The sequence below is a fragment of the Bacillus salipaludis genome, from assembly GCF_004358205.1.
Map to the genome: position 1 here is coordinate 305,643 of NZ_SMYO01000005.1, position 24,752 is coordinate 330,394.

The window sequence follows — 24,752 nt, forward strand, 5'->3', positions numbered from 1 at the left end:
GGAGAATCATGGTAGAATGTTGACAGCCTTATTTTTAGGAGGAGAGTAACTTGAATAACGATTTTGATTCTCGTTCGGGATACAGAGCAAAACGTAAAAAGACAAATTTAATATTAAATGGTTTGATTGTCGTTGTAATCGTCTTAATAGTTTTCGTTGCTTACAGAATCTTTGCGTCAGGTGATAGCAGCGCGTCACCGAAAAATGATGTTCAACATACAACTGAAAAACAAACAACACAAAATAAGAATCAAACTGATTCAGCTGAGGAAACCAATGCATCTGTAGCAGATGAAAATGCTTCCTCTGATACTGCAACAGACGGTACATCAGTAGAGGATCAAGAAGGCAGTACAAATGATTCCCAGGAAGAAGCTACAGACAAAGAAAGTACCGCCAATGACGAAAAAACTACTGAAAACAAAGATTGGAAACCAGTAGGGACTACGCAAACAGGTGAACATACCCCAGTATATGACACCAGCTCGGCAGATTGGCAGGAGATGCTTAATGCTATATCCTATGCAACGGGCTTAGACCAAAATAATATGATTGTATGGCATCTTGGCAGGGACCGAAGCAAACAGAATGCTTCGATTGGTACGGTATCATCAAAAGATAAAAAACAAAATTATACAGTCTATATTGAATGGGTTGACGGTCAAGGCTGGAAGCCGACAAAAGTAGATAAAAACTAAGGATGGGCCTAGCGGCTTCATCCTTTTTTAGGCTTGTGCTATTCCATGTTGGCTTTTAAACAAAGTAATTGGAACGGAAATCAAAAACCAGGTTTAACCATATATATTGAGTAAAAAAATGTATTATGGTAACATAGTATTCGTCTAATCCATAGTATGCTTATAGGAATTATATGTTTGCATCAGGAGTGTGGAAATAATGGGCAGAGAATTTTTAGATCTATTTGAACAATGGGCAGATTCATATGATGATACAGTCATTGGCCGTGATCAAGAATATAAAGAAGTATTTTCCGGATATGAGGAAATTTTAGAGTTAACAGCTTTCCAGTCTTCTGGTCATGTGGTAGAGTTTGGGGTTGGAACTGGAAATCTGACTAAAAAGCTACTAGCACGTGGTTTAATCGTAACAGGGATTGAGCCTTCCTCGTCCATGAGGGAAATTGCTCTCCAAAAACTAAATAACCAAGTCGTGGTTCTTGATGGCGATTTTCTAGAGTTTCCAGAGATCAAAAACATCGACACATTTGTAAGCACCTATGCCTTCCATCACCTGACAGATGATGAAAAAGCCTTTGCAGTTGAAAAATATAGCAAGCTGCTTTCAAAAGGTGGTAAAATAGTGTTCGCGGATACGATGTATGAATCCGAGGAAGATTACTATCATGCAATAGAAAAAGCAAAAAGCGAAGGCTTTCATAATCTGGCAAACGATTTGGAAACTGAATACTATACAACAATTCCCGTTTTAAAAGATATATTGGAAAATAACGGATTTAGTGTTTCATTTAAAAAGTGCAACGAGTTTGTCTGGTTAATGGAAGGAATAAAACGCTAAGAAAAGCAAAAGCGCCTAGGTGCAGTAGCTGGACTGGAAAGAGGTTAAGGAATGAAAATCGCAATCATTGGAGCTATGGAAGAAGAAGTAACTTTACTAAGAGATCATATCGAGGGAAGAAGTCAAGAAACAGTGGCAGGCTGTGAATTTACATTTGGCCAAATGCATGGGGTAGAAGTGATTTTGCTTCGTTCCGGAATTGGAAAAGTAAATGCTGCCATGTCAACGACTATTCTCCTTGAAAAATATAAGCCTGACTATATTATTAATACGGGATCTGCAGGAGGCTTTAACCCATCACTTAACGTAGGGGATGCGGTGATATCAACTGAGGTTCGTCATCACGATGTAGATGTAACGGCTTTTGGCTATGAATATGGGCAGGTTCCCCAGCTCCCTGCTGCATTTACCGCAGATGAAAAATTAATTTCCATTGCAGAAGAAGCTGCAAAAGAGCTAGAAAATTTCCAAATTGTAAAAGGCTTAATCGCCACAGGAGATTCCTTCATGGAAGATCCTGCACGGGTTGATTTTGTCCGTTCTAAATTTAATGACCTGCAGGCTGTTGAAATGGAAGCTGCTGCAATTGCACAAGTATCCCATCAATTCGGTGTTCCATTTGTCATCATTCGTTCCCTTTCAGATATTGCAGGTAAAGAATCAGAAGTTTCCTTTGACCAGTTTATTGATCAGGCAGCACGGCATTCAGCTACTTTAGTAATGAAGATGGTAGCAGCATTAAGATAGACTTTGAAAGTGGTGGGAAAATGAATGTTTACAATAATGTTCATGAATTAATTGGTCATACACCTATTGTAGAAATTACGCAGTTTCCATTACCTACGGGTGTTCGTTTATTTGCAAAGCTGGAGTTCATGAATCCGGGTGGCAGTGTAAAGGACCGGCTCGGTGTTGAATTACTAAACGATGCCATTAAGAGTGGAAAAATACGTGAAGGCAGTACCGTCATCGAACCAACCGCAGGGAATACGGGGATTGGCCTGGCACTTGCAGCCATCAATAAAGGCATCCAGATCATTTTATGTGTACCGGAAAAATTCAGTATTGAAAAACAGGAGTTAGTGAAGGCGCTTGGCGCAAAAATTGTTCACACTCCAACGGAAAAAGGAATGAAGGGCGCTATTGCAAGAGCGGAGGAACTTCTTAAGGAAATTCCAAATTCTTATTGCCCACAGCAATTTGGTAATCCGGCAAACCCTGAGACGTATTATAAAACACTCGGCCCGGAAATTTGGGAGCAACTGGATGGCCAGGTGGATGTTTTTATAGCTGGAGCAGGAACCGGCGGAACTTTTATGGGAACGGCCCGGTATTTAAAGGACCAGAAAAAAGAAGTAAAAACAGTTATCGTAGAACCGGAGGGGTCCATCTTAAACGGAGGAGAATCCGGTCCGCATAAAACGGAAGGAATTGGAATGGAGTTTCTTCCAGGATATATGGACCCAGCCTATTTTGATTCGATTTATACGGTTTCCGATGACGATGCATTTGCCCTTGTAAAGGAATTAGCGGCAAAAGAGGGCTTACTTGTCGGAAGCTCTACAGGTGCGGCATTTTATGCTGCCTTAAAAGAGGCAGAAATAGCAAAACCAGGGACAAATATTGTTGTCATCTTCCCTGATGGCAGTGAACGATACTTGAGTAAAAAGATTTTTGAAGGGGGACTTTAGGGTGAAAAGGAAAACAAAATTAATACATGGCGGCATTAGTGAAGACCCGGCAACAGGTGCGGTATCATTTCCAATTTATCAAGTAAGTACGTATAAACAAGAGGGGGTAGGAGGCCATAAAGGCTTTGAGTATTCTCGAACCGGGAATCCAACCAGACACGCACTTGAAGAGCTGATTAAAGATATTGAGGGTGGTAAGGCAGGTTTTGCCTTTGGCTCTGGTATGGCGGCGATTACTGCCGTTTTCATGCTGTTTAACAGCGGTGATCATGTCATTCTAACAGATGATGTATATGGCGGTACCTTCCGTGTGATGACCAAGGTCTTAAACAGAGTCGGGATCGATTCCACTTTTGTTGATACAAGTAATTTAGAAAATATTAAAAAGGAAATTAGACCAAACACAAAAGCCATTTACTTAGAAACACCAACCAATCCGCTTTTAAAGGTAACCGATATTGAAGCAGCGGCTATGATGGCAAAAGAACATAATCTGTTAACGATTGTTGATAATACCTTCTCAACACCATATTGGCAAAACCCTCTTGAGTTTGGAGTAGATATTGTCCTTCATAGTGCGACTAAATATATTGGTGGGCATAGTGATGTCGTTGCAGGTCTAGTTGTTGTGAACGACGACCAGCTTGCCGAAGACCTTCATTTTGTTCAAAATTCCACTGGCGGAATTTTAGGGCCTCAGGACTCATGGCTTCTGATTAGAGGGATAAAAACATTAGGAATTCGCATGGAAGAAACGGAAGCAAATACAAAGGAAATTGTTGAATTTTTGCAATCACACCCTAATGTGAAAAAGGTCTATTATCCTGGGCTTGAAACCCATCCAAATCATGCTATTGCGAAAAAACAAGCCCGCGGTTTTGGCGGTATGGTTTCATTTGATGTTGGCAGTGCGGAAAATGCCGACAAATTATTAAGCAGGGTAAAATACTTTACGTTAGCTGAAAGTCTCGGCGCTGTAGAAAGTTTAATTTCTGTACCGGCTAGAATGACCCATGCATCAATCCCTGCCGAGCGTCGTGCGGAATTAGGAATTGTAGATGGTTTGGTCCGTATTTCCGTTGGACTCGAGGATGTTGAAGATTTAATCGATGATTTGAAACAAGCGTTAAAATAAATCTCTTGACCCGGCTCAGATGCAGCCGGGTTTTTCAGTTCACTTTTTCTAAAATTTACATCCGCTTTCCATTTGGTTTCTATGTTAAAGTAGGTTAGTAGATTTTAAGAAAAGCAGGTGAACAGCATTGAAAATACAAACAAAATATCTTTTTGAGAAGATGGTGGACTTTAAACGGTTTGCAACTGTCTTATTAGCTGTCGGTGTCTTTTTTTACTTAGGCGTAATCATTCCATCCGGGTCAAAGGATCCAACGGATTTAAATATTATGATGCTTGTATCAGCAAGTTTTTTAGCTGTTTCCATTTTATTTTTTGCTCAGTCGAAAATTTACAAATTGAAATTAATGGAAATAGAAGATGACCATGAACATAACTCAAATTAATTAGCGTTCCAAAAAGTGACGTTCAGATTGTCGAGAAAGGTAATTTTTCTCGGCAATTTTTAATTTTGTTAAATGATCTTTATTAAAAGGTTGTCCATGCTAATGGGCCTGTTGATTTCCGCTCCAGGTGCTTCGCTTTCCGCGGGCGTGCCGGGGAGCCTCCTCGGCGCTTTGGCGCCCGTGGGGTCTCCCCTGCCCCGTACTCCCGCAGGACACTGAATTGCTTCCTTGAATCCGCCCACGCACGAAGAAAATGCGTTAGCATTTTCGAGGAGTCTTCGCACCTTCCGCTCCAATCAACAGGGAGCTTTTTCCTAGTACTCCTCCCATATATGTCGTGTTAGGGCTAATAACTTATTTTTCAGATAAGGGGCCTGTTGATTCGGACTCAATCATCTTTGAAATCAACATCCCTGTGGATTATGACTCCATTCAACTCAATCGGCTTTGAAATCAACATCCCTGTCTGAATTAGGGCTCCATCCGGACTTGACCGTCTTTGAAAATAGCATCCCCTGTCTGAATCAGAGCCCCATTCGGACTTGGCCGTCTTCAAAATCAGCATCCTTGTCTGAATTAGGGTTCCATTTGGACACGATCATCTTCGAAATTAACATCCCTGTCTGAATCAGGGCTCGATTCGGACTCAATCATCTTCGAAATCAACAATCCTGTCTGAAGCAGGGCTCCATTCGGACACGACCGGCTTAGAAATCCACAACCATGTCTAAATCAAGGCTTCATTCGGACTCATCGTCTTGGAATCATCAAATTTGTACAATAGTATTTTTGCGAGTAAATTTAGTAAGAGAGCAACAAAGTTTACGAAAATAGCCTTTTAAAAAAAATATGGGGAACAAATGGGCATCATTATCCTCGTTGGGAATGAAAATTTTATCCATTACGGAGAAAAAACTATATATTTGTCAATCAGGCGAAAAGGTGGTTGTCCGGAACTTATACATCAATAAAAACAAATTCAAATTCCCTTTAGCTAGGCTCTTTTGGCTTAAAAAATAAATTTAACACTTATTTTTATTAATTTATTGAGAGTTGTAGAATTTTTAAATCAACAGACCAGTTGAACAGCCTATATATTATGCTTTTTATATAAATTAACGCAGTGAATTGTTAAAGTAAGTGAATGAAATAAAAGGCTATGAAAGTTGTTCGCGCCTTCGAAAAGGGACGCTTATTTTTTTGCCTATTTTGAAAAAATTGCTAAAAAAAGGTTTACAAAGTAATTTGATGTGGATATAATTACCGTAGTTAGTAAAAAATTCTAAAAGGAGGTCGAATCAAATGATGATGTTATTAATTCCATCAGCAGCGAAATTTAATAAACTAAATAATGTGCATTCGACCAGACTGGAATGGATTGCTTAACGTATTTTACAATACATATCCATGCCGCAGGGAGAATGACGCCTTGCGGTATTTTTGTGCCTAAAATTAGCTAATGCTAAAAAGCCGCAGGAGGAGTTGCTTCTTGCGGCCTTTTTGTGCCCTTTTTATAGTCCCTTTGGATATGTACTGCATAATGTGTAGAGGTTGTATAAATTTCTTTAAAGGAGGTGAACCAATATGACCCTGAATATTTTATTCTTTTCAATTACGATCAAAAAACGAAAAATGAGCCTTGAAGAAGCTGTTCAGCAGGAAATGGTTGAAAAGCTATATGAGCAAACAAAAGATCGTCAAAGCTCCATGTATCACATATTCTAATTGCTGCTTGAAAAATAAATCTGTTTTAGGAGGTGAAATCTAATGACCCTGAATATTTTATTCCTTTCGATTACGATTAAGAAACGCCGGATCAGTGCTGAGGAAGCAATGCATCAAGAAATGGTAGAGAAGCTTTACGAGGAAAATAGAGATCGGCAAATTTCAATGCATCATTGGATGTAAGTTCCAAAAATTCGCTAACAAAGAAAGGTGGTTTTATATATGATTTATTTCATTCAAGGAAGAAAAGCTAGTTTGTGGGTTATGAAAGATACCACCTAACGAACGTTAAATAGGAGGTTATGGTAATGCCGTTGCATGTTGTTTTATTATCACTTTTCCTAAGGGGTAAGAAAAAGAAGTCATCATGAATCTGTTTATCATATACTTTGATCGTTAACAAAATGTTCACAACCCTTGAAGATAGATACTGTGAAAATATGATAAATTCTAATTAGACATAGCAGAATCATTCTTAAAGGGGTGGGGAATATGTTGTTTATGGTTGCACTTTCTCTTGTCATTACAGGAGCGATTGCCTGTTATATCGCCGCAGAGGTAGCAGCATAATGATTAAACTCAAGCACCAACCGTTCCAATGGTTGGTGCTTATTTTATTCGACTTCGAGAATTTGTCCAGCTCCAGCGCCTAGCCCTCGAGATTGCTTCGGCCCTGCCAATGAAGTCAAAGAACGACTTCACCGTCAGGTCCTCCAGCACTTGGCTGCAGAAAGCTAACGCTTTCTGTACGCATTAAGTGCGACTAAGTCTTTGGCTTCGCTACGCTCGCCAACCGACTAGTCTTACTATATCGGGGCTGGACAAGGCGCTTCCGCTTTTCTTATAAGAAATAAAAAATAATGGACAGACACAATCTCCCTGTTTTCTACATAGGAATTAGTTATAGGCACTAGTCTAATATGGCTCGGGGGTGGAGATGCATGTCTGGAATTTTTACGGCTCTCGGTTATTTAGTAAAGGAATTTCTTTTTCTTGTTTCCTATGTAAAAAATAATGCCTTTCCACAGCCCTTGTCTGCTGCTGAGGAAAGAAAATATCTTCGTTTAATGGCAGAAGGGGATCCACATGCACGCAATATGCTGATTGAACATAATCTTCGTCTTGTCGCCCATATCGTCAAAAAGTTTGAAAATACTGGTGAGGATTCAGAGGATTTAATTTCAATCGGAACCATTGGACTGATTAAAGCAATCGAGAGCTATTCTGAAGGAAAAGGAACAAAGCTTGCCACTTATGCCGCAAGATGTATTGAAAATGAAATTCTCATGCACTTAAGGGCCCTGAAGAAAACAAAAAAAGATGTTTCCCTTCACGACCCGATTGGGCAGGACAAAGAAGGAAACGAAATTTCTCTCATTGATGTACTCAAATCAGAATCAGAGGATGTTATCGACACCATTCAATTAAATATGGAACTTGAAAAAATCAGAAAATACATTGATGTCCTTGATGATCGGGAAAAAGAAGTCATTATTGGCCGCTTTGGACTGGATTTGCAAAAAGAAAAAACCCAACGGGAAATTGCAAAAGAACTTGGGATTTCAAGAAGTTATGTATCGAGGATTGAAAAGCGAGCCCTTATGAAAATGTTCCATGAATTTTATCGAGCGGAGAAAGATCGAAAGAAAAATCGCTAATGAAAAAATGGAGCGGGATTAATCCTGCTCCATTTTTCCATTCTTTAAGAGAACCTTCCAATTCTTACCGCCATCGGTTGTTTCATATACATCATTCTTATAGGTTGTGAAAGCAATTTCCTTCTTGTTTTTCGGATTAACTGCTAAATACGTAATCGGATTGTCATAATCCAAGAAAGGGATTTTCCAATTTTTTTGGCTTTCATTTTTAGGGTTAATGGTTTTTAATAAGATGTTTCCATCTTCAACACTTGAATATAAAAGGTCATTATCCATAAATGTTAAGGCTGTTACCATAACAGGATTTGTAATCAACTTCATTGTATTTCCATTGTCTTCTGAGTAATAAATACCTGACCTCGTTGACATGGCCATTAAATCACCATTAATAGGGTGAACGGCAATCATACCGAGCGAATCAGCGGTAAAATCTTTGAATTCACTCTTCTTCCAGCTCATCCCGTTATCCTTTGAATAATTGACACCGGGTGCTAGTTTGTCGCTTTGTTCTTCATTAATGACATAAATGCCATTTCCTGAAAAGCTTGCGGCCATGAAATGAAAATCCTTTTGACCGTAAAAAGCCAATTGATCGATTGTTTTGCCTTTATCTATGCTTTGAACTAATCCAAGCGGATTCTTTAAATCCGTTCCTTTTTGCGGATGACCGCTTGCCAGAAATCCCTTTTCGGTTGCTTGAAATCCCATATAGTCATGGAGATTGGCGGTTGTTTCAAACCATTTTGAATCCTTATACATTTTCAAGCCATCATGCGCGGCAATATAAAGCTTATTGTCATTGCCGGGATAACCAATCCCATGGATATGATCCACTTTTAAAGTCTTTGCCTCGATAATCTTATAGGAAATGTTAGTTTTAGAATTTTTTGTTTCTTCTTGTGGTTTCTGGCTTTGACCTTTATTTGAGCAGCCGGCGGCAACCATCATTAATCCTAATAAAATAGTAAAAGTAATCTTTTGAATCTTCACTTCTTCTCCTCCTGAACGAACCAAAAATCATAATCCTTCACGGATCTCTTACTGAATCCTTTTCCTTCCACTTATACCCCAGTCTCTGCAAAGTTGTCAAATTTCTAATTACTTTTCCTAAAAATAGAATTCTTTGAAATATAAACATATAATAAATTTGTACATATATAAAGGAGGGAAAAACATTGACAGCCGTTACATATTCAGATGTTTGGGATCTAGATGTGATTTTTAAAGGTGGGAGTGATTCTCCTGAATTTACTACTCACTTACAAAAAGCAGAACATTTAATTCAGCTGTTTCACACAAAGGTTAATCAGTGGACACCAAAAAATAATCTGGAGGATACGATCTATTTACATGAGTTATTAGTAGATTTTGAGAGCGTTGCCAAAAAGCTGCGTCAAGCCGGGGCGTTTGTTGGCTGCCTGCAGGCACAAAACACGGAGGATCAAAAGGCAAACCAACTTGATTCGAAAGTAACGAGTTTAAGTGCTGTTTTTCAGACAGCTCTTGCAGGCTTTGACAACCTACTAACTTCAATTGGCGATTCCATTTGGGGACAAATGCTAAAGGATGAATCATTGATTGACCTTTCTTTTGTGTTAAATGAACGCCGGGAACGGGCGAAGGATAAATTATCGAAGGAAGAAGAGGCATTAATCAATGCCCTTGGGGTAGATGGCTACCATGGATGGGGACAGTTATATGACTTAGTAGTAGGGAAAATTAAAATTCCATTTACAGAAAATAGCGAAGAAAAGCGGCTGTCAGTCGGTCAGGCATTTAATAAATTTTCAAGCCCTAATCGAGAGATTCGCGCCGAAGTATTTAAAAATTGGGAGCAAGCCTGGGGAGAGCAGGCAGATCTTTTAGCTAAAACATTGAATCACCTCGCAGGCTTTCGTTTAAGTGTTTACGAAAAAAGAGGCTGGGAAGATGTGCTAAAGGAACCGCTTACCATCAGCCGCATGGAAAAAGCAACACTTGAAACGATGTGGGCCGTCATAACAGAAAGTAAGGAATTGCTTGTCCAATATTTAAACCGAAAAGCAAAACTGCTGGGATTAGAAAAATTAAGCTGGTTTGATTTAGATGCCCCATATGGCAAGACGGAATCTAAAGTTTCCTATCAGGAAGGTGCAGAATTTATCCAACAGCAGTTTTCACATTTTGGCGAAAAAATGGCGGCATTTGCCCGAAAGGCTTTTGAAGAACAGTGGATTGAAGGCGAGGATCGTCCTGGAAAAGCACCAGGTGGTTTTTGTACCTTTTTTCCGGAAAGTAATCAATCACGAATTTTCATGACCTATTCCGGGACTCCATCCAATGTCTCCACTCTTGCGCATGAATTAGGGCACGGCTTCCACACATTTGCAATGAAAGGTGTCCACTATTTAAATCGAAATTACGCAATGAATGTTGCGGAAACAGCCTCTACCTTTGCTGAAATGATTGTTGCTGATGCCGCCGTAAAAAATGCAAAAAATGAAGAAGAAAAGCTTGTTCTCCTGGATGATAAAATTCAAAGAACGGTTGCCCTATTAATGAATATTCACGCGAGGTTCTTGTTCGAAACAAGCTTTTATGAAGAAAGAAAACAAGGTCCTGTGTCGTCAACAAGGTTAAATGAACTGATGCTCTCAGCGCAAAAAGAAGCGTATTGTGATGCCTTAGATGAATACCATCCATTATTTTGGGCCTCAAAGCTTCATTTCTTTATTACAGGGGTGCCGTTTTATAACTTCCCGTATACTTTTGGTTATTTATTCTCATTGGGGATTTATGCAAAGGCTCTTGCGGAAGGAAAAGGATATGAAGAAAAGTATATTGCTTTGTTGAGGGATACGGCTTCCATGACCGTAGAGGATCTGGCAGAGAAGCATCTGCAGGTAGATTTGACACAAAAGGATTTCTGGGAACAGGCCGTAAAACCTTGCTTGGATGATATTTTCGAATTCCTTGAATTAACGAAGGATAAGTAAGAACAATAAGCGAAAAGCCCGGCAAAAAGGATCGCCGGGCTTTTTCGATTAAATTATACTTTTTTAAGTTTAAAGGAACTGACCATAAGAAATGATAAAATAATAATGATGAATAAGAAGGTTTGAGGCGGCAGATAGGGAATTGCAAGAAAGCTTAGGGTGACTAAACAGCCTGCTGCTGTAATGGGTAATCCTGTAAAATACCCATTGCTTTCGGTAATGTTAAAACGTGCTAATCTAAAAGCACCACATCCGATGTAAAATACAGTAAAAAACGATCCGGGACCGCCAAAATCGTTTAAGATTCCTTGATACAATAATAGTGCCGGTGCGACTCCGAATGATATAATATCACTCATGGAATCCAATTGTTTACCTAGCTCTGATTCAATGTTGAATTTTCTGGCAATCATTCCGTCAAATCGATCGGCTAATGCTGCAATAAAGATTAATAACAGGCTTAATCTTAGGTTTCCGTGAATTCCTAAAACAATTGCAAAACCGCCTAATGATAGGTTTGTTAAGGTGATAACATTCGCTGTTTGGCTTTTAAGTTTTTTTATTGTTTGATCAACAACGTCCGATAAAAACATTTCCGCTCACTCCTTTTTAATTAAACGGGAGAGAATCAATTTTTCTAAGTATTTACTCTATAATATTTAATATTAAGGGTTTTATGACTAATCGTAAAGAGTATTTTTACACTATTTGGGGGGAATTCAATGCTACAGCCTTTTTATCGGCTACTAATCGAATTAACAAATGGAAGGTGGACATCGTTCCTGTTAAAACGGTTTGCCCGTTCTCGAATCAGCCGTATTGCTGTCCCGTCCTTTGCAAGGGTTTATCGATTAAATCAGGAGGATATCGAAAATTCTTTTCAAGATTTTCCTACACTTCATGATCTTTTTATTCGAAAGCTGCGGAAAGATGCGAGACCGGTGGATCTAAGTTCAAATGCAGTTGTAAGCCCGGTAGATGCCGTAATTGAAGATATTGGACCCATTAAAGAAACCAGCGAAATTGTGGTTAAGGGTAAAATCTATTCAATAGAAGAGATGCTGGGAGATCGTTCAGTGTTAGAAAAGTATTTAAATGGGAAGTACATTATTCTTTATTTGAGTCCAAGTCATTATCATCGCATTCATAGTCCCGTTGATGGCACCATTACAAAACAATGGACTTTAGGAAGGAAATCCTATCCGGTGAACAAATGGGGCCTGAAATATGGTGTAAGAACCCTTGCAAAAAACTTCCGGGTGATCACGGAGCTTGAAACTCAATTTGGACATGCGGCTGTTGTAAAAGTGGGGGCAATGTTTGTTAATTCGATTGAAACCACCCACAATGGAAGTCAATTAAAAAAAGGCGAAGAAATGGCTTATTTTAGTTTTGGTTCTACCGTGGTCTTACTATTTGAAAAAGGGATGTTCGAAATGGACTCCTCTATCCATCCGCCAAAAGAAATTAAGGTTGGAGAGAAAATTGGAAAAATTGGTAAATGAACCTGCGATCACGGCACTTAAATGTGCCGTTTTCAAATGCAAAGAAAAAAGCCCGTAATCGGGCGTATTCAAAAATGGTTAGGAAGAAATTTTAATTTTATTAAATAGAGAACGCCGGTGAATTTCCGTTTCAATGAGGCGAATAAAATCAGTACTTAAATTTAATTCTCTAGCTTTATAATAGGATTCAATCAATAATTCATCTGAAAGTTTACGCATGGCAGAATTCACCTCCAATTTAATGGTTCTATAAAGATAAAAACAAACATATAATGTAGATTCATTTGCTGTAACCTAAATCTACCAAATATATTAAATTAGAACAACCGTTCCAGTTATCCACATAAATGGGTGGATAACTTGTGATTAATTTGTTTATAAATTTTCAAAATCTGGATATTTCAATGGGTATAATGTTAATAATGTTATCCACAAAAGCCTAAAAAGGAGGATTTTGTCGAAAAATATTTTTAAATAAATAATATACTTTGAAACAAAGGGTAAAATTGGTTATGATGATACAAGGAAAAGCAGAGCAGCTTGATTTGGTGCTTAAGCTAGACAATTCTTAAAGTCCTATTTAATGAGGTGTAAGCTTCGTGTTAAAGCAATTTTTACCGGATGAACATGTGAAGAGCATTCTAGACATAAATCCAAATGAATTAAAAAAACGAGGGATTAAGGGAATTATTACCGATTTAGATAATACCCTTGTCGAGTGGGACCGTCCCAATGCAACCCCTCAATTAATTTCTTGGTTTGATGAAATGAAAAAACATAATATTCTTGTCACGATTGTTTCAAATAATAATGAAGATCGTGTGAAGGCATTTTCTGACCCACTGAGAATTCCGTTTATCTTTCGAGCACGTAAGCCGATGGGACCTGCTTTCCAGAAGGCGATTTCCCAAATGGGCATTAAAAAAGAAGAAACAGTGGTAATTGGGGATCAGCTATTAACAGATGTACTAGGCGGGAATCGGAGCGGATTATATACCATCCTTGTCGTTCCTGTTGCGCAAACCGATGGGTTTTTTACTAAATTCAACCGTTTTGCCGAACGAAGAATTATGAATTGGTTTCGTAAAAGAGGCTTAATTCAATGGGAGGATTAATGTGTGAGTGAACAGCAAAATATTTGCCTGGGCTGCGGTGTTAAGGTTCAGACGGATGACCCAAGTGAATTGGGTTACGCACCGAAAGCTGCATTAGATAAAGAAATCTTAATTTGTCAAAGATGTTTTCGGTTAAAGCATTATAATGAAGTTCAAGATGTCAGCTTAACCGATGATGACTTTTTAAAAATATTAAATGGACTTGGCAGCACAGATGCCCTGATTGTTATGCTGGTCGATATCTTTGATTTTAATGGCAGCTGGCTGCCTGGTTTACACAGGTTTGTTGGTAATAATAAGGTACTTCTTGTTGGAAATAAGGTGGATTTATTACCGAAGTCGGTAAAGCATCATAAATTAATCAACTGGATGAAACAGGAATCAAGAGAACTAGGCTTAAGACCGGAGGAAATTCTTCTCGTTAGTGCGGCCAAAGGGCAGTATATTAAAGAGGCAGCAGCCGTTATCGATGAAATGCGTGACGGAAAAGATGTATATGTGGTCGGTTGTACCAATGTAGGAAAATCGACTTTTATTAATCGAATTATTAAAGAAGTAACCGGGGAAGAGGATGTTATCACCACATCACATTTTCCTGGTACTACCTTGGATATTATTCAAATCCCGCTTGATGATGGGAATTCCTTAACTGACACACCTGGAATTATTAATCACCATCAAATGGCCCATTTTGTTGATAAACGTGATTTAAAAGTGATTACACCGAAAAAAGAAATCAAGCCAAAGGTGTTCCAATTAAATGAGGGACAAACTTTATTTTTTGGCGGACTGGCTAGATTTGATTATGTCAGCGGGGGTCGAAAATCTTTTGTATGTTACGTTTCAAATGAATTAAATATTCACCGCACTAAGACAGAAAACGCGGAAGATCTTTATCAAAATCATGTTGGCGAAATGCTGACCCCTCCACGACAGGAGCAGCTGGATACGTTTCCGGAGCTTGTCAAACAAGAATATGTGATTAAAGAAGGAAAAACAGATGTTGTTTTTTCCGGACTCGGCTGGGTAACCGTTAACGAACCCGGTGCAACCGTTGTTGCATACGTACCAAAAGGCGTACAAACCTTATTAAGGAAATCATTAATATAAAGAGAGAATGGGGAGAAACAGGTGAAAAAGCTTTTTGCAGTGTTGGGAGATCCGATTGGGCACTCGATGTCCCCAGTCATGCATAATGACTTATTTTCTTTTTATAATATCGATGCGCATTATCTTCCTTTTCAAGTGAAACCAGAGAATTTAGGGGATGCCGTAAAAGGCTTAAAGGCCATCGGTGCCGGGGGATTTAATGTTACTATACCGCATAAAAGTGCAATCATCCCTTTTTTGGATGAAGTGGATGAATTAGCTCTTCAGATTGGGGCAGTTAATACAGTTGTAAATAAAAACGGCAAATTCATTGGCTATAATACAGATGGATTAGGGTTTTTAAAAGGCTTGGCTGATGACGGTCTTTCAATAACCGAAAGCAAAGTATTAATTATTGGCGCTGGCGGGGCAGCAAGGGGGATTTACTTTACGATTGCAAAAAGCGGACCAAAAGCTGTCGATATTGCCAATCGGACGGTTGAAAAGGCTGCGAAATTGGTTGAGGAATGTCCATTCCAAATCCCTTCAAAAGCGATTTCGTTATCCGAAGCAGCTGAAACAATGGGAGAATATGACTTAATTATTCAAACGACCATGAGTGGGATGTCCCCGAATCTTGATGAGCAGCCAGTAAGCATGGAAAATATTCAAGATCAGGCACTTGTTTGTGATATCATATACAATCCGCTTGAAACAAAGCTTTTACGAGAAGCAAAACAAAAAGGTGCCAGGATTCAAATTGGAATAGAGATGTTTGTGTATCAAGGGGCACTTGCATTTGAAAAATGGACAGGTATTTTCCCTGATGCTAAAAGAATGAGAGAGAATGTTTTACAACAGCTGGGAGGCACATCAAATGTTAACAGGTAAACAAAAAAGGTTTTTACGATCAAAAGCGCATCACCTAGACCCTATTTTTCAAGTAGGCAAGGGTGGCGTAAATGAAAATATGATTAAACAAATTTCGGATGCCCTAGAGGCAAGGGAATTGTTTAAGATCAGCATTTTGCAAAACTGCGATGAGGATAAAAATGTAGTGGCTGAGCAGCTTGCTGAAGGCACAGGGGCTGAAATTGTCCAAATTATTGGTCATACAATTGTCCTCTATAAGGAATCTCTCGAAAAAAAGCAAATTGTACTACCATAAGAAACTAGGGAGGCGCTTTTCATGAAGAAGGTTGGAATATTGGGAGGAACATTTGATCCACCACATTACGGGCATCTTTTAATTGCAAATGAGGTCCTTTCCGTACTTCAGCTTGATGAGATTCGGTTTATGCCGAATCAAGAGCCTCCTCACAAGAAGAAAACACAATCAGTTGATAATCATGATCGAATAAATATGCTGAATCTAGCCATTGAAGGAAACAGCGCTTTTAAAATTGAAACGATAGAGCTTGATAGAACAGGTCCTTCCTATACCATTGATACGATAAAAATCTTAAATTCACGGGATTCTGATGATCAATTTTACTTTATTATCGGCGCTGACATGATTGAATATCTGCCGAAATGGAATAAAATTGACGAACTGATTAAGCTCGTAAAATTCGTTGGTGTTGAGAGACCTAACTATAATCATTTGACAGAATATCCGATTCAATATGTAGATGTACCTGCTGTTGATGTTTCGTCAAGTATGATTCGAGAGCGTCTCGAGAATGGCAGGACGATTCGTTATTTATTGCCTGACTCGGTAATTCGTTATATTGAGGAGAAACAGCTATATGGAACGAAATGAGGCACTTAAAGTCGTAAAGGAACAATTGACAGACCATCGCTATCAGCATACGCTTGGGGTAATGGAAACAGCAATAATCCTTGCTAAACAGGTTGGTGCAGATGAAAAAAAAGCAGAATTGGCAGCAATTTTTCACGATTATGCAAAATTCCGACCGAAGGAAGAAATGAGAGAAATTATTCTCACTCAAGGGTTTCCACAAGATTTATTGGAATATAATGCAGAATTATGGCATGCGCCAGCAGGAGCTTATTTAGTGGAAAAAGAAGCAGGGATTACTGACACTGATGTCCTAACAGCCATACGCTATCATACTTCCGGCAGACCAGGAATGTCTTTACTTGAGAAGGTAATCTATTTAGCGGATTATATTGAACCTGGAAGACACTTTCCCGGCGTAGAAGAAGTAAGAGAGATGGCAAAAGAAAATTTGGATAAAGCTCTAATTAAATCGATTCAGAATACAATCAGCTTTTTATTGAAAAAAAATCAACCAATTTACCCTGAAACATTTCAAACCTATAATGATCTTGTCAAAAAACTGGAGGATTGATGAATGAACAATCAAGAATTGCTTAAAATTGCGGTTAAAGCTGCCGATGACAAAAGAGCGGAAGAGATTATTGCCCTGAATATGAAGGGAATTTCCTTAATTGCTGATTACTTTATTATTTGCCATGGAAATTCAGATAAGCAAGTACAAGCTATTGCTAAAGAAATGAAGGAAAAGGCAGAAGAACACGGTTATGATGTAAGAAGAGTAGAAGGCTTTGATGAGGCAAGATGGGTCTTGATTGATCTCGGCGATGTGGTTGCCCATGTATTCCATCGAGAAGAACGCAGCTATTATAACCTCGAACGTTTATGGGGAGATGCTCCGCATGAAGATGTTCTCAGTGAGTTAAATTCATGAGTTACGAACAATTTGCCTATCTATATGATGAACTGATGAAGGATGCTCCCTATGAAAAGTGGGTCAGATTTGTTCAAGATAGGCTGAAAGAAAACGGTGATAGTGGTATTCGTTTTCTTGATTTAGCGTGCGGGACTGGCGAACTGTCCATTCGATTCGCCAAGGAGGGTTTTGATGTTACAGGAGTCGATTTATCAGAGGATATGCTCGCTGTAGCTCAAGCAAAGTCTGAAGAACAGGGGATGTCTATTTCATTTTATCAGCAAGATATGACCAGGTTGGAGGGACATGGTTCATTTGATGTTATTGGGATCTTTTGTGACTCGCTTAATTACCTGAAAACCGAAGAGGACGTTCTTCAAACCTTTTCATCGGTATATCAGCATTTGAAACCAGGTGGAATATTCATTTTCGATGTTCATTCGATTTTCAAAATATCTCAAATTTTTATCAATCAAACCTTTGCATTAAATGATGAACATGTCTCTTATATATGGAATAGCTTTCCGGGTGAGTTTCCAAATAGTGTCGAGCATGACCTCAGTTTTTTCGTTTTAGATGAAAAGTCGGGGATGTATGACCGATTTGATGAACTTCACTTTCAACGAACCTATCCTGTGGAAGACTATAAAAATTGGTTGCATCAAGCTGGTTTTGGTTTTGAAGAAATCAAAATATGTGCAGATTTTGAAAATACAGCTCCATTGCCACAATCCGAAAGAATCTTTTTTGTGGTCAGTAAAAAATAAAAGCCATCTTTTTTAAAAAGATGGCTTTTTATAGAGGAATTTGTCTTTTAATGGCGAATTAATGATTAAAGAACTGCAGCCCGACCTTCTCGAGATCCTCGTCAAACTTTGCGTGTGTGGCTTGAAATACATGCTCGAAAACTTCACCTATTTCTTTTTCCAGCACCTTGATCCCCTCACCTGTTATGCCGCCCTTTACACAAACCTTTTCTTGTAATGATGGTAATGTATAATGCCCTTGTTTAATTAGCTCTCCTAAACCAACAATCATTTCACTTGCTAGTATGGTTGCCGTTTCTTCATCAATTTCCGTTTCTTTAACCGCTGCTACGACAAAGCGCTGGAGTAAATAGCTAAAAAATGCAGGGCCGCAGCTGACGATATCGGAGGCAACTCTTGTTATCTTCTCATCGATAAAAACCGGAACAGAAATCTTCGAAAACAGATTCTCCACTTTTCTCTTCCAAACATTATTACAATGGTCTCCATAGGTGATTAATGAAACTCCCGACAGCGCCCGGTTCGTTATGCTTGGAATCACCCGGGCAGTTGAACAAGTAACCTTCTGTTCTATTTGGATGGTACTAATAGGGCTTGTAATTGAGATCACGCATTTGTCTTCATTTAAATAGGGATTGATTTCTTCGAGAATTTTGTACACATCAAGTGGCTTTACACAAATAAACACGAGATCGGATTCAACCGCCACCTCTGCTGCATTGTTCCCAACCCTTAGTTTTTTATATTTATCTTTAAGCAGCATCGCTTTTGATTTTGTTCTGTTTGTGATCAACGTTGAAGAAGGGGAAATGGCTTTTCCATCGATTAAGGCTTCCACTAAAATCCTCCCCATATTTCCGGTGCCGATGAAACCTATATTCATTGTTCCGACCCTCCTTTGCATACAAGTTTCTCTTTTAACAATATGAAAATCAATAGCGAAATATACCTTTAGAAAGGATGGTTCTTTGTGAAAGATTGGTTTATGGAACATAAGCTCTTTGTAGTTATTGCTGTATTAATTTCTATAGGTGGAATTTATTATTTTTTTATTTATCAAGAGAATCCTACCTCTGTAACCGCGCCACAACTGAATAGCACGGAAAGTGAGTTTCAAGGAGAGAACACGGCCAAGCAACCGGAAGAACCGGCAAAGAAAGAACAAAAAGCAGAAGCGATTATGGTGGATGTGAAAGGACAAATTAGGCACCCTGGAGTATATCCTGCTACAACAGGAGAACGGGTGATTGATTTGATTGAGCGTGCAGGTGGTTTAGCGAATAAAGCAGACGAAAGCCAAGTAAACTTTGCTGAACATGTTCAGGATGAAATGGTTATTTATATTCCTGCGAAAGGGGAAACAGATTCTCCTCCTGCCGCTATTGCGGGAAGCGGCCAAATGGGTTCTACCGGAGGCACTCCTGCCAACGTAAAAGTGGATTTGAATAAAGCCGACGCTACTCAATTACAAACCTTACCGGGGATTGGACCTGCAAAAGCTGCTGCAATCCTTGAATATCGTGAAACATCTGGTGGGTTTAAAACGGTTGAAGATTTAAAAAACATCAGTGGAATTGGAGATAAGACATTCGAAAAACTGAAGGATTTGGTAGAAGTTCACTGATTTCTTTAGTTTGACCAAATGAAATATCCCCATTACACTTAAATCAGTGATTAATGAAGTTTTGGGGGAGTAGAGAATGGAAAGAATTTCGTGGGATCAATATTTTATGGCACAGAGCCATTTGCTTGCTTTAAGAAGTACATGCAGCCGCCTAATGGTAGGGGCAACGATTGTTCGCGATAAACGGATTATTGCCGGGGGTTACAATGGTTCAATTGCGGGAGGTGACCACTGTATCGATAAGGGGTGCTATGTCATTGACAATCATTGTGTGAGGACAATTCACGCTGAAATGAATGCATTGCTTCAGTGTGCGAAATTTGGTGTCCCTACTGCAGATGCAGAAATATATGTGACTCATTTTCCTTGTCTGCAATGTTGTAAGTCAATCATTCAGGCAGGCATTAAAACTGTTTATTATGCTGAGGATTATAAAAATCACCCCTATGCAATCGAGCTTTTTCAACAGGCGAAGGTTCATGTCGAAAAAGTAGAATTAAAGGAACAAAGCATTGATTTTAGCACGCTAAATCAATAAGGAATTATATTAGCGCCGGCAATCCCAACCGACCGGCGTTTTTGTTTCTTTAATTCAGAAATGGAGAAATATCATGGAAGGAAAATATTTTTATTTTGCTATTTCTGCCTTACTGGGTGTTTTATCTTCGCTCAATATAGCCGTTCCATTTATTTTCGCTGCAATTGTTTTCTTTTCTTTAGTGTTTACATATAAAAAGTATTCTTCCCCGCAGTTATTCCTCCTGTTTGGTGTTTTCCTGGTGTTTTTCCTGTCTGCCCAGAATGTCAAAATTAACAGCCAAACGGTTATTCCATCGAGTACGAAGGTTTTTTACCTAGAGTTTATGGATGATACGAAAATAGATGGTGATTTATTGCAGGTAATGGCAAAGGAAAAAGCGTACAAAGAAAAACTCTTAATTCGTTACCGGATTCATTCGGAGGCTGAAAAGGGAGCTATGAAAAATAAAAGTTTTTATGGAAGGTTATGTAAGGTCTCAGGAGAATTGTCTAAACCTTCAATTGCTAAAAATCCGAATGCCTTTAACTACCGTGCGTATTTAGCGAATAAAAAAATTTATTGGATCGTTGAAACCCAGAAAAATCCTTTGCAAACCTGTATCCCCCAAAAATTGACACCGGTTGTTTTTATTAAAGAGCTCCGTTTTTATGGTATCCATTACCTTGAAACTCATTTTCCACCAGAAATCTCCTCGCTTTCAGCTGCCTTAATCTTTGGGGATCGAAGCCTGCTTGGTCCTGAGGCTTTAGTTGATTATCAAAAAACGGGAATTGTTCACCTGCTCGCTATATCCGGTTTACATGTATCTCTTTTAATTGGAATGGTTTATTATCTTGGGATTCGAAGTGGTCTTACAAGAGAATTTATGACGCAATTTCTGCTTTTTTTACTGCCAATCTATGCTATTTTAACTGGCGGGTCCCCGTCCGTCATTCGTGCCGTTTTAATGATTTTTCTTGTCCTTATAACGGTAAAGTGGAAAAATAAAATAAAACTGATCCCAATTGATGCAATCAGCATTGCCTTTATCCTCTATTTACTCATAAACCCCATGGTCGTTTATGATGTCGGTTTTCAGCTATCATTTACAGTAAGCTTTGCGATTATCGTATCCGCCAAAATCATCCTCAAGAAATATCGAAATAGCTTAGCTAAAATGCTGGTAACATCGATTATCTCCCAATTAGCTTCACTACCATTATTGCTTTACCATTATTTTGGGGTTTCATTGATCAGTATTGCAGCCAACCTGCTGTACATCCCTTTATTTTCATTTGTTTTTCTTCCTGGTTTATATTTTTTATTTTTTATTCAAATTATTTTTCAAACAACTCCTTCCATCCTGCTTGCTTTTTTTATAAAAACCATTACGCTTTCCAATCAACTAATCCATTATCTTTCTGATTTTTCTATCGCCCTTTTTGTTCCAGGCAGACCCGGAATTCTTTTCCTCATTCTGTATATGGCAGCCATTCTTGCTGTTTTTTTTGTATGGGAAACTCCTTCCTATGTAAAAAAGCAACTTCATATTGTTGTCTTAACCGGCTTTTTAGTAAGTTTTCAGATCGTTTGGAATTGGCTGAATCCAGTTGGAGAGGTGACAATGATTGATGTTGGGCAAGGGGACAGTATTTTGATTCATCTCCCATCTGGGAAAGGAAATTATCTGATTGATACAGGCGGGACTGTCTCCTTTACAGAAGAAAACTGGAGGAGGAGGGAACGGCCTTATGAAATAGGAAGAGATGTCGTTATCCCATTTTTAAAAGGAAGGGGAATTACGAAAATTGACAAGCTTATTTTGACCCATGGGGACATGGACCATATTGGCGGTACATTCGCGATCCTTAAGGAAATGGAAATTGAACAAATTCTAATGCCTTCTGTTAAGGAACCATCACAAACTGAATTGGAAATTATTCATGAAGCGGAGAAAAAGGGCATTTCAGTCATGAAGGTTTCAGGAGGTATGAAATGGAAAACTAAGAACTATTTATTTTATGTCCTGTCTCCTGAAAAAAATTTTGAAGGAGAGCGGAACAGTGGGTCTATTACCATATTTGCTAAAATTGGCGGCCTTACCTGGTTCTTTGGCGGTGATCTTGACAAAGAAGGAGAAGAAAGGATCATTCATCACTATCCCGAATTAACCGTCGATATATTAAAGGCGGGGCATCATGGAAGTAAAACCTCGAGTTCTGAAGACTTTATTCAACAAATAAAGCCAAAAGTGGCCCTCATTTCGGCCGGTGAAAAAAATCGATTTGGTCACCCGCATAAGGAAACATTAGATATTTTACAAAAGTATCATGTGTTTATTTATCGTACGGATCAACAGGGAGCCATTACCTACCGTTTTTATAATGGACATGGAACCTTTTCAACCTTTCTGCCATAGGATAAAACATATTCAAAATAAATTTTTTCCAGAAAAAACGGCAAAGAGACTGCAGTACACTGCAGTCTCCTGAAAAATAAGTATGTAGCTAATTTATTAGGATCCAATTAACTTAATGACTGTTGCAATAATAAACATAATGGCAAAAAAACCAAATGAAACCCCAAAGCCTACTCCAGAATCAATAGCATCGTTCCGTTTACTTTGAACATCTTTCTCGAATTCATTCACAGTCTACCCCTCCTATTTCAACATATAGTATATGATATTTAAGTAAAAAAATCCAGCGTACTTAGAATTTTGCTCCACAGTGCAATGCTTAAAAAAATGGCGATTTACTTTCCTAAACTGACAAGAGTTAACACAAATAGTTTGTCCCGTCCCGTTCAAAATAATAGTACAAAAGAAACTCCGCCGAGCGATGATGGTTCCTAGGGCTAATGTTGCAGGCGTTCAATATAGATCGGGAATTGGTACTATCCAAAAAGCTGCCAATTCCCTTTAACTACTTGTCAAATCGTCCAAGCTTCTTTACGATAGGAAAGGAGATTTTTTTTTTCGGGGAGCGTAAAGTGATGGTATTGGATATTTGGAAGAGAATAAAAAAAGGGGATTTTGCTCCCGTTTATTTATTGTACGGGAAAGAGGCTTTTTTAATAAATGAAACAAAACAGCTGTTACTCGACCGGCTTTTAAAAGAGGATGAGAAGGATTTTAATTACACTGCCTATGATTTAGAAGAAACACCAATCGAGGTCGCCTTAGAGGATGCCGAAACCTTTCCTTTTTTAGGTGATAAAAAAGTAATTTTTCTACATAACCCGCAATTTTTAACCTCTGAAAAAATAAAAGAAAAGATTGACCATAATTTATCCCGGTTTGAAACCTATCTAAAGGAGCCGGCGCCTTATACGGTGTTGGTCATTTCCGCACCGTATGAAAAGCTGGATGAGCGGAAAAAAATTACGAAGGAATTAAAACGAACGGCAGAGGTCGTCGAAGCAAAGAAACTGAATGAACACGAATTAAAATCATGGGTGAAAGAACGTGCAAGAGGGTATGGAATTGATATCGAACCGAGTGCTCTTGAGTTATTACTGACACTTGCAGGTACCAATATGTTTATGTTGTCTAGCGAAATGGATAAACTGGCCTTATACGCCCAAGATGAAAAAATGATTCATGCTGATTTGGTAGAAAAGCTGGTGTCGAGAACATTAGAACAAAATATTTTTACCTTGATTGAAAAAGTAGTGTCCCGGAAATTGGATGAAGCTCTAAGAATTTATTTTGATTTACTAAAACAAAATGAAGAGCCGATTAAAATTTTGGCTTTACTTTCCGGACAGTTTCGCTTGATTTATCAAGTGAAGGAGCTTTCAAGAAGAGGCTACGGACAGCAGCAGATTGCCGGTTTTTTAAAGACTCACCCCTTTAGGGTTAAATTGGCTGCCGGTCAGGCAGATAAATTTACGGATGAGGAATTGACAAACTTAATGAATTTGCTTGCCGAGGCAGATTATCAGATGAAGACCGGCGGGATGAATAAATCGCTGCTGATTGAAATGCTGCTATTCCGCCTGAATAAGTAAGTGAATATAAGAAAAAAACGATTCCAAGGAGGAATCGTTTTTTTTGGCTAATTATAGAGCGTTCGCTTTTTTAGCAAGGCGAGATTTTTTACGAGCAGCAGCGTTCTTATGGATAAGACCTTTTGCAGCAGCCTTGTCTAATTTACTTGCAGCAGTAACGAAAGCTTCCTTTGCAGCAGCAGCATCATTCGTTGTAACAGCAGCTTCTACTTTTTTAACAGCAGTACGCATTGCAGATTTTGCAGTTGTATTTTGAGCGTTACGTGCTTCGCTTGTTTTCACACGCTTAATAGCAGATTTAATGTTAGGCATTACATTCACCTCCTAAAGAGAATCGAGACTATATGAACTCGACTTTA

Annotated in this window: 29 protein-coding genes and 1 pseudogene; 23 read left to right on the forward strand and 7 right to left on the reverse strand. The window is 38.7% G+C overall.

All coding sequences use genetic code 11. From position 1 onward, the window contains the following. The first annotated feature begins 50 nt into the window (after window positions 1–50). The 6 genes from E2K98_RS12100 to E2K98_RS12125 all read left to right on the forward strand — a co-directional run bounded on the left by E2K98_RS12100 (window position 51) and on the right by E2K98_RS12125 (window position 4,747). Window positions 51–698 (forward strand): YrrS family protein, encoded by a 648-nt coding sequence (locus E2K98_RS12100; protein WP_133334476.1) that lies wholly within the window; start codon window positions 51–53, stop codon window positions 696–698. 199 nt (window positions 699–897) lie between these two features. Next, a complete protein-coding gene (locus E2K98_RS12105) occupies window positions 898–1,536 on the forward strand; it encodes a class I SAM-dependent DNA methyltransferase (protein WP_133334477.1) in 639 nt (212 codons plus the stop codon). Between the two features lie 51 nt (window positions 1,537–1,587). Continuing rightward, entirely contained in the window at window positions 1,588–2,283 is a 696-nt protein-coding gene (gene mtnN, locus E2K98_RS12110; protein ID WP_133334478.1) for a 5'-methylthioadenosine/S-adenosylhomocysteine nucleosidase, read from the forward strand. 20 nt (window positions 2,284–2,303) lie between these two features. Beyond that, on the forward strand, window positions 2,304–3,227 hold the full coding sequence (cysK, locus tag E2K98_RS12115) for a cysteine synthase A (protein WP_133334479.1): 924 nt from the start codon (window positions 2,304–2,306) through the stop codon (window positions 3,225–3,227). Between the two features lies 1 nt (window position 3,228). Next, the gene (locus tag E2K98_RS12120) at window positions 3,229–4,362 is read left to right on the forward strand and encodes a bifunctional cystathionine gamma-lyase/homocysteine desulfhydrase (RefSeq protein ID WP_133334480.1); all 1,134 of its coding nucleotides are present in this window, start codon (window positions 3,229–3,231) and stop codon (window positions 4,360–4,362) included. A 127-nt stretch (window positions 4,363–4,489) separates the two neighbouring features. Continuing rightward, complete coding sequence (locus tag E2K98_RS12125) at window positions 4,490–4,747, forward strand: YrhC family protein (protein ID WP_133334481.1); 258 nt, start codon at window positions 4,490–4,492, stop codon at window positions 4,745–4,747. A gap of 388 nt (window positions 4,748–5,135) precedes the next feature. Here E2K98_RS12125 and E2K98_RS30915 read toward each other — a convergent pair whose 3' ends face one another. Continuing rightward, window positions 5,136–5,303: a hypothetical protein gene (locus E2K98_RS30915; protein ID WP_165976249.1), complete on the reverse strand. Its 168-nt coding sequence runs from the start codon at window positions 5,301–5,303 to the stop codon at window positions 5,136–5,138. 1,028 nt (window positions 5,304–6,331) lie between these two features. Here E2K98_RS30915 and E2K98_RS12130 point away from each other — a divergent pair. The 3 genes from E2K98_RS12130 to sigK all read left to right on the forward strand — a co-directional run bounded on the left by E2K98_RS12130 (window position 6,332) and on the right by sigK (window position 8,130). Continuing rightward, window positions 6,332–6,472 carry a YrzI family small protein gene (locus E2K98_RS12130; protein ID WP_081810617.1) on the forward strand — a complete coding sequence of 47 codons (141 nt, stop codon included), beginning with the start codon at window positions 6,332–6,334 and terminating at the stop codon, window positions 6,470–6,472. A 42-nt stretch (window positions 6,473–6,514) separates the two neighbouring features. Further along, window positions 6,515–6,655 carry a YrzI family small protein gene (locus tag E2K98_RS12135; protein WP_133334482.1) on the forward strand — a complete coding sequence of 47 codons (141 nt, stop codon included), beginning with the start codon at window positions 6,515–6,517 and terminating at the stop codon, window positions 6,653–6,655. Window positions 6,656–7,413: 758 nt separating this feature from the next. Continuing rightward, window positions 7,414–8,130: an RNA polymerase sporulation sigma factor SigK gene (sigK, locus tag E2K98_RS12140; protein WP_133334483.1), complete on the forward strand. Its 717-nt coding sequence runs from the start codon at window positions 7,414–7,416 to the stop codon at window positions 8,128–8,130. Between the two features lie 18 nt (window positions 8,131–8,148). On the opposite strand, the gene E2K98_RS12145 is transcribed toward sigK, so the two are convergent. Beyond that, window positions 8,149–9,120 carry a F510_1955 family glycosylhydrolase gene (locus tag E2K98_RS12145; protein WP_133334484.1) on the reverse strand — a complete coding sequence of 324 codons (972 nt, stop codon included), beginning with the start codon at window positions 9,118–9,120 and terminating at the stop codon, window positions 8,149–8,151. Between the two features lie 185 nt (window positions 9,121–9,305). Here E2K98_RS12145 and E2K98_RS12150 point away from each other — a divergent pair, with 185 nt between their 5' ends. After that, entirely contained in the window at window positions 9,306–11,105 is a 1,800-nt protein-coding gene (locus E2K98_RS12150) for a M3 family oligoendopeptidase (RefSeq protein WP_133334485.1), read from the forward strand. Window positions 11,106–11,158: 53 nt separating this feature from the next. On the opposite strand, the gene pssA is transcribed toward E2K98_RS12150, so the two are convergent. Then, entirely contained in the window at window positions 11,159–11,698 is a 540-nt protein-coding gene (gene pssA, locus E2K98_RS12155; RefSeq protein WP_026572376.1) for a CDP-diacylglycerol--serine O-phosphatidyltransferase, read from the reverse strand. Between the two features lie 129 nt (window positions 11,699–11,827). On the opposite strand from pssA, the gene E2K98_RS12160 reads away from it, so the two are divergent. Then, on the forward strand, window positions 11,828–12,610 hold the full coding sequence (locus tag E2K98_RS12160) for a phosphatidylserine decarboxylase (protein ID WP_133334486.1): 783 nt from the start codon (window positions 11,828–11,830) through the stop codon (window positions 12,608–12,610). 78 nt (window positions 12,611–12,688) lie between these two features. Here E2K98_RS12160 and E2K98_RS12165 read toward each other — a convergent pair whose 3' ends face one another. Further along, window positions 12,689–12,829 carry a sporulation histidine kinase inhibitor Sda gene (locus E2K98_RS12165; protein WP_133334487.1) on the reverse strand — a complete coding sequence of 47 codons (141 nt, stop codon included), beginning with the start codon at window positions 12,827–12,829 and terminating at the stop codon, window positions 12,689–12,691. A gap of 380 nt (window positions 12,830–13,209) precedes the next feature. Here E2K98_RS12165 and E2K98_RS12170 point away from each other — a divergent pair, with 380 nt between their 5' ends. The 8 genes from E2K98_RS12170 to E2K98_RS12205 are packed head-to-tail and all read left to right on the forward strand — an operon-like array spanning window position 13,210 to window position 18,238. After that, window positions 13,210–13,725: a YqeG family HAD IIIA-type phosphatase gene (locus tag E2K98_RS12170; protein WP_133334488.1), complete on the forward strand. Its 516-nt coding sequence runs from the start codon at window positions 13,210–13,212 to the stop codon at window positions 13,723–13,725. 3 nt (window positions 13,726–13,728) lie between these two features. After that, entirely contained in the window at window positions 13,729–14,835 is a 1,107-nt protein-coding gene (gene yqeH / locus E2K98_RS12175; RefSeq protein WP_133334489.1) for a ribosome biogenesis GTPase YqeH, read from the forward strand. A 21-nt stretch (window positions 14,836–14,856) separates the two neighbouring features. Continuing rightward, window positions 14,857–15,705 (forward strand): shikimate dehydrogenase, encoded by an 849-nt coding sequence (aroE, locus tag E2K98_RS12180; RefSeq protein WP_133334490.1) that lies wholly within the window; start codon window positions 14,857–14,859, stop codon window positions 15,703–15,705. Further along, window positions 15,692–15,982, forward strand: coding sequence for a ribosome assembly RNA-binding protein YhbY (yhbY, locus tag E2K98_RS12185; RefSeq protein WP_026572382.1), 291 nt, complete (start codon window positions 15,692–15,694; stop codon window positions 15,980–15,982). The genes aroE and yhbY overlap by 14 nt, the downstream gene beginning before the upstream one ends. Window positions 15,983–16,003: 21 nt before the next feature. Continuing rightward, the gene (locus E2K98_RS12190; RefSeq protein WP_133334491.1) at window positions 16,004–16,576 is read left to right on the forward strand and encodes a nicotinate-nucleotide adenylyltransferase; all 573 of its coding nucleotides are present in this window, start codon (window positions 16,004–16,006) and stop codon (window positions 16,574–16,576) included. Beyond that, window positions 16,563–17,129, forward strand: a complete 567-nt coding sequence (gene yqeK, locus E2K98_RS12195; protein ID WP_133334492.1) for a bis(5'-nucleosyl)-tetraphosphatase (symmetrical) YqeK — start codon at window positions 16,563–16,565, stop codon at window positions 17,127–17,129. Before E2K98_RS12190 ends, yqeK begins: the two co-directional genes overlap by 14 nt. A 3-nt stretch (window positions 17,130–17,132) precedes the next feature. Beyond that, on the forward strand, window positions 17,133–17,489 hold the full coding sequence (gene rsfS / locus E2K98_RS12200) for a ribosome silencing factor (protein ID WP_026572385.1): 357 nt from the start codon (window positions 17,133–17,135) through the stop codon (window positions 17,487–17,489). Beyond that, window positions 17,486–18,238: a class I SAM-dependent DNA methyltransferase gene (locus tag E2K98_RS12205; protein WP_133334493.1), complete on the forward strand. Its 753-nt coding sequence runs from the start codon at window positions 17,486–17,488 to the stop codon at window positions 18,236–18,238. Before rsfS ends, E2K98_RS12205 begins: the two co-directional genes overlap by 4 nt. Before the next feature lie 58 nt (window positions 18,239–18,296). Here the strand turns inward: E2K98_RS12205 and comER are convergent, their stop codons facing one another. After that, window positions 18,297–19,121 (reverse strand): late competence protein ComER, encoded by an 825-nt coding sequence (comER, locus tag E2K98_RS12210; RefSeq protein ID WP_133334494.1) that lies wholly within the window; start codon window positions 19,119–19,121, stop codon window positions 18,297–18,299. Window positions 19,122–19,208: 87 nt separating this feature from the next. On the opposite strand from comER, the gene E2K98_RS12215 reads away from it, so the two are divergent. From E2K98_RS12215 to E2K98_RS12225, 3 genes and pseudogenes are all read left to right on the forward strand, one after another. Beyond that, window positions 19,209–19,862 (forward strand): helix-hairpin-helix domain-containing protein, encoded by a 654-nt coding sequence (locus tag E2K98_RS12215; protein WP_235824792.1) that lies wholly within the window; start codon window positions 19,209–19,211, stop codon window positions 19,860–19,862. Between the two features lie 76 nt (window positions 19,863–19,938). Beyond that, window positions 19,939–20,379 (forward strand): annotated as a pseudogene (locus E2K98_RS12220) (ComE operon protein 2); the annotation flags it as partial. Window positions 20,380–20,473: 94 nt separating this feature from the next. Continuing rightward, window positions 20,474–22,801: a DNA internalization-related competence protein ComEC/Rec2 gene (locus E2K98_RS12225; protein WP_133334495.1), complete on the forward strand. Its 2,328-nt coding sequence runs from the start codon at window positions 20,474–20,476 to the stop codon at window positions 22,799–22,801. A gap of 96 nt (window positions 22,802–22,897) precedes the next feature. Here E2K98_RS12225 and E2K98_RS12230 read toward each other — a convergent pair whose 3' ends face one another. Then, the gene (locus E2K98_RS12230; protein WP_026572391.1) at window positions 22,898–23,032 is read right to left on the reverse strand and encodes a YqzM family protein; all 135 of its coding nucleotides are present in this window, start codon (window positions 23,030–23,032) and stop codon (window positions 22,898–22,900) included. Between the two features lie 344 nt (window positions 23,033–23,376). On the opposite strand from E2K98_RS12230, the gene holA reads away from it, so the two are divergent. Beyond that, a complete protein-coding gene (holA, locus tag E2K98_RS12235) occupies window positions 23,377–24,393 on the forward strand; it encodes a DNA polymerase III subunit delta (protein WP_133334719.1) in 1,017 nt (338 codons plus the stop codon). Window positions 24,394–24,444: 51 nt separating this feature from the next. Here the strand turns inward: holA and rpsT are convergent, their stop codons facing one another. Then, window positions 24,445–24,705, reverse strand: coding sequence for a 30S ribosomal protein S20 (gene rpsT / locus E2K98_RS12240; protein WP_133334496.1), 261 nt, complete (start codon window positions 24,703–24,705; stop codon window positions 24,445–24,447). Between the last annotated feature and the right edge of the window lie 47 nt (window positions 24,706–24,752).